The organism is Candidatus Frankia nodulisporulans (assembly GCF_902806475.1).
GTDB lineage: Bacteria > Actinomycetota > Actinomycetes > Frankiales > Frankiaceae > Frankia > Frankia umida.
In genome coordinates this window covers 1-9,240 of record NZ_CADCWS010000178.1, presented here as the reverse complement: position 1 = coordinate 9,240, position 9,240 = coordinate 1, and the positions used below count along the sequence as shown (strand labels likewise).

Here is a 9,240-nt window from a genome sequence, read left to right as displayed (position 1 = left end):
CCAAGGGCAGCAACATCTACGGCTCGACCAAGATTTTCCCCGATTACCAGGCCGAGAACGGCGAGTCGTACTTCACGCTTGTCCACGGTATCGCGCACGAGTCGTCGGTGAGCTTCGTCGCCGTTCTCCAGGCCACCCGCGCGCTGCGCAAGGGATTCGAGTCGGCGATCTACTTCTACGGGCCCGGGGCGATCAACTGCGTCGCGAACCGTGGTTTCCCGACCACCGGCGACGCGGCCTTCCCCGGCGAGACGAACATCAACCTGGCGCTGGAGACGTTCATCAAGGAGGGCGGCACGGTCTACTGCTGCCGTTTCGGCCTGGCGCTGCACGGTGCCCGCGAGGAGGACCTCATCGCCGGGGTCATTCCCGCGCATCCGCTCGACGTCCAGGACGCGGTCATCCACTACGCCCGCAAGGGCGCCATCATCAACTCCACCTACATGGTGTGATCGATGACGAGCACCGCGCTGAGAAGTGAGCTCGCGGTCCGCGGGGTGGCGCTGGACGCACCCGTGCGGCGCCGCGGCGGTGCCGGTCCCTCCGACGACGGCCATGTCCTGCTGGACGGGGTCGGCACGGCGCTACCGATCGTGGCGACCAGCCGTTACCGGGTGAGCGAGGGCCGGCTGCTGCTGGACGGGGTCGATCTCGGGCTCGACGTCGAACCGGTACGCCGGCCGGCGTTCTACGACCTGCGCACCTCCGACGGCATCCCCTACCACCAGATCGCCCGGCTGCACGGCGCGGACGTGCTGGCCACCACGGTCGTGCAGACCTGTGTCCGCTACGCGCCGGAGCAACGATGCCGGTTCTGCGCGATCGAGGAGTCGCTGCGTTCGGGGGCGACCACCGCGGTGAAGACCCCGGCGCAGCTCGCCGAGGTCGCCGAGGCGGCGGTGCGCCTGGACGGCGTCCACCAGCTGGTGCTGACCACCGGGACGTCCGCCGGGCGTGACCGCGGCGCCCGCCACCTGGCCCGCTGCGTGCGGGCGGTGGTCGAGGCGGTGCCGGACCTGGCGATCCAGGTGCAGTGCGAACCGCCGGAGGATCTGGCCGTCCTCGGTGACCTGCGCGACGCCGGCGCCGTGAGCATCGGCATCCACGTCGAGTCCCTGGACGAGCAGGTCCGGCGGCGGTGGATGCCGGGCAAGGGGTCGGTGCCGCTGAGCGAGTACCGGGCGGCCTGGCGGGAGGCCGTGCGGGTGTTCGGCCGCAACCAGGTCTCCACCTATCTGATCGTCGGTCTCGGCGAGGACCCGGACGAACTGGTCGCCGGTGCGGCCGAACTCGTCGAACTCGGCGTCTACCCGTTCGTCGTGCCGCTGCGGCCGATCGCCGGCACACTCGCCGTCGACGTGGACGGGGCGGTCACTCCCCCGGCCGCCGTCGTCGCGGATGTGACCAGCCGGGTCGCCGCCCTGCTGCGGGCGGCCGACATGACCGGCGCCGACCAGCGGGCGGGCTGCGCGGCCTGCGGGGCGTGCAGCGCCCTGCGCTCGGCAGGTGCGTGATGTCCCTGGGTGATGTTCTGCTCGGCGTCCCGGCGCCGGACACGCTGCGTCGGGCGTGGACGATCGACGTGGCCGACGACCCGCGGGCGCTGTCGGCCTACCGGCGGCTGCGCCACGACGTGTTCGTCACCGAGCAGGGCCTGTTCACCGGCAACGACCACGACGACGCCGATGACGATCCGCGCACCGTCGTCCTGCTCGCCCATGATCCGGATGGCTTCCTGCTCGGCGGCGTCCGGTTGCACTGCGTCACCAGCGCGGAGCTGGGGTGGTGGCGCGGCAGCCGGCTGGTCGTCGAACGGGCGGCGCGGCGGCGGGCCGCCGGGGTGGGGGCGGCGCTGGTGCGGGCGGCCTGCGCCCACGCCGAACAGGCCGGGGTGCTGCGTTTCGAGGCGACGGTGCAGCCCGCGCCGGCGCGGATGTTCGCCCGGCTCGGCTGGCAGGCGGTGCGACCGCATCTGGTGGCCGGCCGGCAGCACATGCTGATGCGCTGGCCGGTGGACCGGTTCGCCCGGCAGGCCGCGGCGGTGAAGGCCCCGTTGGGCGGGCTGCTCGCCGACCTGCGCCCCGGCGGGTACGGGTTCGTCGGCGATGACGGCGCGCCCGTACCCGGCAGCGATCTGATCGCCGCCTGCGACGCGATCGTGCCGTCGCTGGTCGAACGGGACCCGGAGTGGGCCGGCTGGTGCGGGGTGCTGGTCAACGCCGGCGACCTCGCGGCGATGGGCGCCGAACCCGTGGGGCTGCTCGACGCGCTCGGCGCCCGGGACGCCTCCTTCGCCGCCCGGGTGCTGTCCGGGTTGCGGGCCGCCTCCGCCGCCTACCGGCTGCCCGTCCTCGGTGGGCACACCCAGCTCGGCGTCCCGGCGGCGCTGTCGGTGACGGCGCTGGGACGGGCGTCCCGTCCGGTGCCGGCCGGCGGTGGACGCCCGGGACACGCCGTGACCGGTGGGGGCTGGCGGCGCGGGCACACCGGCCGCCAGTGGGATTCGAGCACCAGCCGCGGCGCCCTCGAACTCGCCGCGATGACCAGCGTCGTCGCCCGCACCGCCCCCGCCGCGGCGAAGGACGTCAGCATGGCTGGCACCGTCGGCACCCTCGGCATGCTCGCCGAGGCCAGCGGCTGCGCCGCCGTGCTGGACGTGGCCGCCGTGCCCAGGCCCACCGGTGTGCGCCTGGCCGACTGGCTGTCGTGTTTTCCCGGTTTCGCCATGCTCACCGCCGACGAGCCGGGCCGTGGCGTCGCCGACGCGGGCCCCGCGACCAGCGCCGTCTGCGGCGCCCTGGTCGCCGGGACCGGGGTGGCGCTGCGCTGGCCCGACGGCGACATCACCACGGGCGTGCCCGGTGCCGTCACCGGGCTCGGCCCCGCTGGAGGAATCTCATGATCACGGTCGCCGCGGTGGCCGCCGAGTTCGGACGGGACCTGTCCGCGGCGTTCGCCCGCATCGAAACCCTGCTCGAGGCCGCGCGGGACCGCGGCGCGAGCCTGGTCGTCCTGCCCGAGGCCGCCCTCGGCGGCTACCTGACCGCCCTCGACTCCCCCGCTCCCGCCGCGTCGGACGACCTCGTCGACGAGGCGTCGGTGCTGCCGCCCGCCCTGGACATCGACGGGCCGGAACTGCGCCGGCTGGCCGCGCTCGCCGGGGACCTGGTCGTCGCCGTCGGGCTGTGCGAGTCCGACGGGGCGGCCCGGTACAACACCGCGGTGGCCCTCCACGGTGGCGGGGTGCTCGGCGTCCACCGCAAGGTGCACCAGCCACTCGGGGAGGGCGCGTCCTACCGGGCCGGGGACAGCTTCGCCGCGTTCGACACACCGGTGGGACGCCTCGGCATGCTGATCTGCTACGACAAGGCGTTCCCGGAGGCGGCCCGAGCCCTGGCCGTCGACGGGGCCCAGATCGTCGCGTGCCTGTCGGCGTGGCCCGCCGCCCGCACGTTCGCCGCCCCGGACCTCACCCAGGACCGGTGTACCCGCCGCTTCGACCTGTTCGACCGGGCCCGGGCGCTGGAGAACCAGGTGCTGTGGGTGTCGTCCAACCAGGCGGGCACGTTCGGTTCGCTGCGCTTCGTCGCCAGCGCCAAGGTCGTGGACGCCGGCGGCGACATCCTGGCCACCACCGGAACCGCGCCCGGCGTCGCCTACGCCACCGTCGACCTCGACGACATGCTCTCGGCCGCCCGGGCCAGCATGTTCCACCTACGTGACCGGCGCCCCGACGCCTACCCGGCCGGCGCCATGGGACGGATCGAGCCGTGAGTGAACACCTTCCGGTCGCCATCATCGGTGGCGGCCAGGCGGGCCTCGCCCTGAGCTGGCATCTGGTCGCCGCCGGCGTCGAACACGCCGTCCTCGAACGTGACACCGCCACGCACACCTGGCGCGACGCCCGCTGGGACAGTTTCTGCCTGGTCACCCCGAACTGGCAGTGCCAGCTCCCCGGCTACACCTACACCGGCCCCGACCCGGACGGCTTCATGCTCCGCGCCCAGATCCTCGACTGGCTGGACGGCTACCGCGCGAGCTTCGCCCCGCCCCTGCGCGAGCACACCGCCGTCACCTCGCTGCGCCCCCGCGGCGACGGCCCCGGCGCCGAGGATCCCGCCGGCGGTTTCGTCCTGCGCACCACGACCGCCGCCACCTCCAGCGGCGGGGACGAGCACGAGCTCCTGGTCGATCAGGCGGTCGTGGCCACCGGGGGTTACCACGTGCCGGCGATCCCCCGGCTGGCCGAACGGCTCCCGGCCGGGCTCGTCGGGGTGCACTCCTCCGCCTACACCAACCCGGACGCGCTGCCCGCCGGCCCGGTGCTGGTCGTCGGCACCGGCCAGTCCGGGGCGCAGATCGCCGAGGATCTGCACCTGGCCGGCCGCGAGGTGCATCTGGCCGTCGGCAACGCGCCGCGCTTCGCCCGCACCTACCGCGGCCGCGACGTCATCGCCTGGATGCACGACACCGGCCACTACGCCAGGCCCGTCACCGACCGGCCGCTGGCGGAACGCACCCAGGACCGCACCAACCACTACGTCACCGGACGCGACGGCGGCCGCGACATCGATCTGCGGGCCTTCGCCCGCGACGGCATGATCCTGCACGGCCGGCTCCTCGACCTCGTCGACGGCCAGTTCCACTTCGCCGGCGATCTCGGTGCCAACCTGGACACCGCCGACGAGGTCTACAACGGCATCAACGGCCTGATCGACACGCACATCGCCACCCACGGTCCGGCGGTGGAGATCGGCCCCAGCCGCTACGTCCCGGTGTGGCATCCGCCGTCGTCCACCGGTCCGGACCTCGCCGTCGACGACATCGCCGCCGTCGTGTGGGCCACCGGTTTCACCCGGGACTACCGCTGGCTGCACGCCGGTGTCTTCGACGGAGCCGGCCACCCCCAGCACCTACGCGGCGTCACCGCCGTGCCCGGCCTGTACTTCCTCGGCCTGCCCTGGCTGCACACCTGGGGTTCGGGCCGTTTCGCCGGCCTCGCCCCGGACGCGGCCCACCTCGCCGAACGCATCACCGAACGCATCACCGACCAGCACCGCTCCCGGGCGCGAACCCAGCCGCCGACCCTCGCCGACCAGCCTGGCGGGCCGGCGCGGACAGGCGCGGCGGAGCGGACGGGCGGGGTGATCCGCCGGTGACAGTGCTGCGTCTCGCTGCGGCGGGCGCCCATTTCGGCCGGGACCTCGACCGATCACTGGAACGGATCAGTTCGATCATCGACGCGGCGCGCCGGGCCGAGGCGTCGATGGTCGTCCTGCCCGGCGGTGCCCTCGGCGGTTACCTCACCGATCTGCGTTCCCCCGATCCGCACGCCCTGCCGCCCGCGGTGGACGTCACCGGCCCGCATCTGCGTCGGGTCGCGGCGCTGGCCGGTGACCTGCTGGTCTGCCTGGGGTTCACCGAGCTCGCCGACGGACACCGCTGGAACTCGGCGGTGTGCGTCCACGGGGACGGGGTGCTCGGCCATTACCGCAAGGTCCACCAGCCGCCGGGTGAGGCGCTGGTGTACGCCGCCGGCGAGCGGATCGCCGCCTTCGACACCCCGCTCGGCCGGGTCGGGATGCTCGTCGACTACGACAAGACGTTCCCCGAGGCCGCCCGCACCCTGGCGTTGGACGACGCCCGCATCGTCGCCTGCCTGTCCGCCTGGCCCGCGAGCCTGACCCGACGCGCCGAACGGCTCACCCAGGACCGGCAGGCCCGCCTGTTCGACCTGTACGACTGCGCCCGCGCCGCCGAGAACCAGATCGTCTGGCTGTCGTCGAACCAGACCGGCACGATGGGCGGCCTGAACTTCTTCGGCCAGGCCAAGGTGGTCGGCCCCGGCGGGGACATCCTCGCCCGCACCTGGGCCAAGGGCGGCCTCGCCGTCGCCGAACTGGACGTCGACGCCGAGATCGAGCGGGCCCGGCTCGTCCTGCACCACCTCGCCGAACGCCGTCCCGACCTGTACACCCCCACGGACAGCCGCCCGCCGACAGCGGCACGGGCACCCGGCGGGCGCTCGGACGGCCGATCGGGTCGGCGAGCCAGCGACGGTACGCCCGGATGACGGGCCCGCCGCGCATCGCGCTGCTGACCTACTCGACCCGTCCACGCGGCGGCGTCGTGCACACCCTGGCGTTGGCCGAGGCCCTCGTCGCCCTCGGGGCCAGCGTCGACGTGTGGACGCTGGCCCGCGGCGGGGACGGCGGCTTCTTCCGCCCCCTCGACCCGCGGGTCGTCGTGCGGGCCGTCCCCTTCCCCGACCTCCCGGACGAACCGGTCGGCGCCCGCATCGTCCGCTCCATCGCCGTGCTCGCCGACGCCTTCACCCCACACGCCGCCCAGGACCACGACCGCGGGTACGACGTGGTGCACGCCCAGGACTGCATCAGCGCCAACGCCGTCCTCAACGCCAACGCCAGGCTCCGCCCCACCGGTTCGGGTGGTCCAGGCGGTTCGGGGCATCTCGCCCGCTGCGTGCGCACCATCCACCATCTCGACACGTTCACCACCCCGCAGCTGGCCGCCTGCCACGAACGCGCGGTCGTCGCCCCCTCGGCGCACGTGTGTGTCTCCGCCGCCGTGGCCGCCGAGGTGACACGCGGATGGGGCATCCATCCGACGGTGATCCCCAACGGGGTGGACGCCGCCCGGTTCGCCGCCGCGGCCGACGACCGGGCGGCCCGCTCGTCCTGGGCGGACACGCTCGGCGGCCCGTACGTTCTCGCCGTGGGCGGCATCGAGCCCCGCAAGGGCACCGCCGACCTGGTCGAGGCGATGGCGACGGTCCGCGCCGCCCGCCCGGACCTCTCCCTGGTCATCGCCGGCGGCGACACCCTGTTCGACTACCGCGGTTACCGGGACGAGGTGCTCGCCAGCGCCGACCGGCTCGGCGTCACCCCGCGGATTCTCGGCCCGGTCGAGCACGGTTCGCTCCCGTCCCTGGTCGCCCAGGCCGACGTGTTCGCCTTCCCCTCGACGAAGGAGGGCTTCGGCCTCGCGGCCCTGGAGGCGCTGGCCGCCGGGGTACCGGTGGTGGCCCGTGACCTGCCAGTGCTGCGTGAGGTCCTGGGCCCCACCGTCCGCTACGGCGCCACCCCCACCGATGTCGCCGCCGCGCTGCTCACCGCCGCCGCCCACCGCGACCCCGCGCTCACCATCGCCGGCCGCGCCCTCGCCACCCGCTACACCTGGGCCGCCGCCGCCCGCGCCCACCTCGACCTCTACCACCGTCTGACCAGGACCTCCGCCACCGTCTGATGTCGAAGATCCACGAGAGGTGACGCGGGAACGCGGGGACTCAGAAGCGCGGGGACTCGCTGAAGCCGCCGTCCCAGACGGCCTTCGCGCCGCTGTCGCCGATGCGGTAGACCTGCACGACCGATCCCACCGAGACCACGATGCTGAGCACGGCGAGCACGACCATGACCGCGAGCCCCGTCGTCCCTCCAAGCGCCGCCGCCCGCCCTACCCCGGGCCCCCCGGCCCCACCGGACGCCCCGGACGCATGGACCTCTGTCGTCGCATGGACGCCAGCGCCCGTCCGGCCACGCAGGGGCCAGGTGCCGCCGGAGTAGGCCGCCCACAGCCAGCCGACCAGGGCCAGCACGAACAGACCGATCACCCAGGGAAGCAGCTCGTCGCCGAGTTCGGTGTGCCGGCGCACCAGTTCGTCCGAGGACACGCGTGCCTCGAGCCATTCGCCGGCGTGCGTCGTCAGGGGCACGCTCACCAGCGCCACCAGCGCGACCAGCGGCGTGACCAGCCCAAGCCGACGGCGGGCCGCCGGCCAGACGGCGGCCAGGACCACCAGCAGGGCCGCGAGCGGCACCAGGATGACGACCACGTGCACCAGCAGAACGTGTGCGGGTAGCCCGCTGACTTCCGTCGGTCCCACCATGCCTCCGATCCGGGTGCCACGGACGCTACCGTGAGCGTGCGGTCAATCACCGTGTCATCTGCGGGGCGCCCCGGTCAGGACCGCCCCACCTGTCCTCACGGCTCGGCGACAACCCCGGTTCAGTTGCTGGCGCAACTTTCGGATGACACCCGCGGAGCCGGCGGCCCGGGCCGCGCCGCGGGGGGCGGCGGGCCCCCACCAGAAGACGGGACGGCGGTGGATGGCGGGGGTTCGGGCGCGACGCCGCGCAGCGCCTGGTAGACCTCCAGGAAGTCGCGGACGGCGGGGACGGAACGGTAGCCGGCGAGGCGTCCGGCGAGCATCCGCAGGCGTTCGGACGTGCGCGCCGAGTTGACCCGGCTGTCGAGGCGGGCGATCCGGATGGCCCGTTCGCAGGCCTGCTCGACGTCGCCGCGCAACAGGTTGACCTCGGCGAGCCACGACTCGTAGAGGGCGACCTCCCGGGCGCGCAGCGGATCGTAGCCGGCCAGGCCCGCCCGCAGCCGGGCCTCGGCGCGCTCCGGACGGCACAGCTGGGTCCAGCAGCGGCCGGCCATCACGTCGATCTCACGTTCGTCCAGCCAGTAGGCCCAGTCGGGGCGGGGCCCGCGGTCGGCCTGGTCGTAGAGGCGTTCGACCTGGGCCAGGGTCCGCTCGCAGGCGGGCCGGTCACCGGCTCGGGCGTAGGCCCAGGCGAGCCGGTCCGCCAGCAGGGCCTGCGCGGCCGCCGGGGTGGCACGGTCGACACCGGCGCAGGCCGTCTGGGCCAGCAGCACACCGCGCCGGACATCCCCCTGGTTGACCAGCTGGTAGGACTGGGTGGAGATCAGGTTCGCGGCCAGCGCGACGTCTCCGCTGGCATGGGCCGCCCGGATTCCGCCGGACAGGACGCGGCGGGCGCTGTGCTGACGGCCGGCGTCGGCGGCGATCCATCCGACGAGCTGACAGAGCTGGGCGACGGAGGCCAACAGCCGGCGACCCACGGCGGCGTCGTAGGACGCCTCGCGCAGCATCGTGACGGTGGCGACCATCTCCCGTTCGACCAGGCCGATCAGGTCACGCCCGCCGATGTGGTCGTCGAGCCGGCGAAACTGGGCGACCCGCCCTTCGACCCGTTCGGCCAGCGCCGCGCCGATGTGCCGTCCGGCGGCGAGTTCCATGATCTGCGGCGGCTCGGTGAGCAGCCATTCGTGTGCGAGCCGCAGAGTGTCCCAGCCGGAGCCGTCGCCGTCGGCTCTCCTCTGCGCGTCGTCCGCCGGCCCGCCGGCCACGGGACGCGACGGTCGCGGCGCTCCAGCCGCGGCCCCGGGCGTCCCCGCCCCACCAGCCCCGAC

The 9,240-nt window shown here is 74.3% G+C and carries 9 protein-coding genes; 7 read left to right on the top strand and 2 right to left on the bottom strand.

Features of this window, described 5'->3' with window-relative positions; translation table 11 throughout:
* The 7 genes from G6R24_RS15120 to G6R24_RS15090 all read left to right on the top strand — a co-directional run.
* Nucleotides 1-452: MSMEG_0572/Sll0783 family nitrogen starvation response protein (locus G6R24_RS15120; RefSeq protein WP_163549893.1), on the top strand; the 452-nt coding region annotated here is incomplete at its 5' end.
* A gap of 3 nt (nt 453-455) precedes the next feature.
* Complete coding sequence (locus tag G6R24_RS15115) at nt 456-1,514, top strand: MSMEG_0568 family radical SAM protein (protein WP_163549892.1); 1,059 nt, start codon at nt 456-458, stop codon at nt 1,512-1,514.
* A complete protein-coding gene (locus tag G6R24_RS15110) occupies nt 1,514-2,902 on the top strand; it encodes an MSMEG_0567/sll0787 family protein (protein WP_163549891.1) in 1,389 nt (462 codons plus the stop codon). The genes G6R24_RS15115 and G6R24_RS15110 overlap by 1 nt, the downstream gene beginning before the upstream one ends.
* The gene (locus tag G6R24_RS15105; RefSeq protein ID WP_163549890.1) at nt 2,899-3,774 is read left to right on the top strand and encodes a carbon-nitrogen hydrolase family protein; all 876 of its coding nucleotides are present in this window, start codon (nt 2,899-2,901) and stop codon (nt 3,772-3,774) included. The genes G6R24_RS15110 and G6R24_RS15105 overlap by 4 nt, the downstream gene beginning before the upstream one ends.
* On the top strand, nt 3,771-5,159 hold the full coding sequence (locus G6R24_RS15100) for an MSMEG_0569 family flavin-dependent oxidoreductase (RefSeq protein WP_163549889.1): 1,389 nt from the start codon (nt 3,771-3,773) through the stop codon (nt 5,157-5,159). Before G6R24_RS15105 ends, G6R24_RS15100 begins: the two co-directional genes overlap by 4 nt.
* Nucleotides 5,156-6,073 carry a carbon-nitrogen hydrolase family protein gene (locus G6R24_RS15095; protein WP_163549888.1) on the top strand — a complete coding sequence of 306 codons (918 nt, stop codon included), beginning with the start codon at nt 5,156-5,158 and terminating at the stop codon, nt 6,071-6,073. Before G6R24_RS15100 ends, G6R24_RS15095 begins: the two co-directional genes overlap by 4 nt.
* On the top strand, nt 6,070-7,266 hold the full coding sequence (locus G6R24_RS15090; protein WP_163549887.1) for an MSMEG_0565 family glycosyltransferase: 1,197 nt from the start codon (nt 6,070-6,072) through the stop codon (nt 7,264-7,266). Before G6R24_RS15095 ends, G6R24_RS15090 begins: the two co-directional genes overlap by 4 nt.
* Nucleotides 7,267-7,306: 40 nt before the next feature.
* On the opposite strand, the gene G6R24_RS15085 is transcribed toward G6R24_RS15090, so the two are convergent.
* Nucleotides 7,307-7,906 carry a hypothetical protein gene (locus G6R24_RS15085; RefSeq protein ID WP_163549886.1) on the bottom strand — a complete coding sequence of 200 codons (600 nt, stop codon included), beginning with the start codon at nt 7,904-7,906 and terminating at the stop codon, nt 7,307-7,309.
* Between the two features lie 119 nt (nt 7,907-8,025).
* A partial coding sequence (locus tag G6R24_RS15080; RefSeq protein WP_225438561.1) for an NsdA family TPR-like regulatory protein occupies nt 8,026-9,240 on the bottom strand: 1,215 nt, incomplete at its 5' end.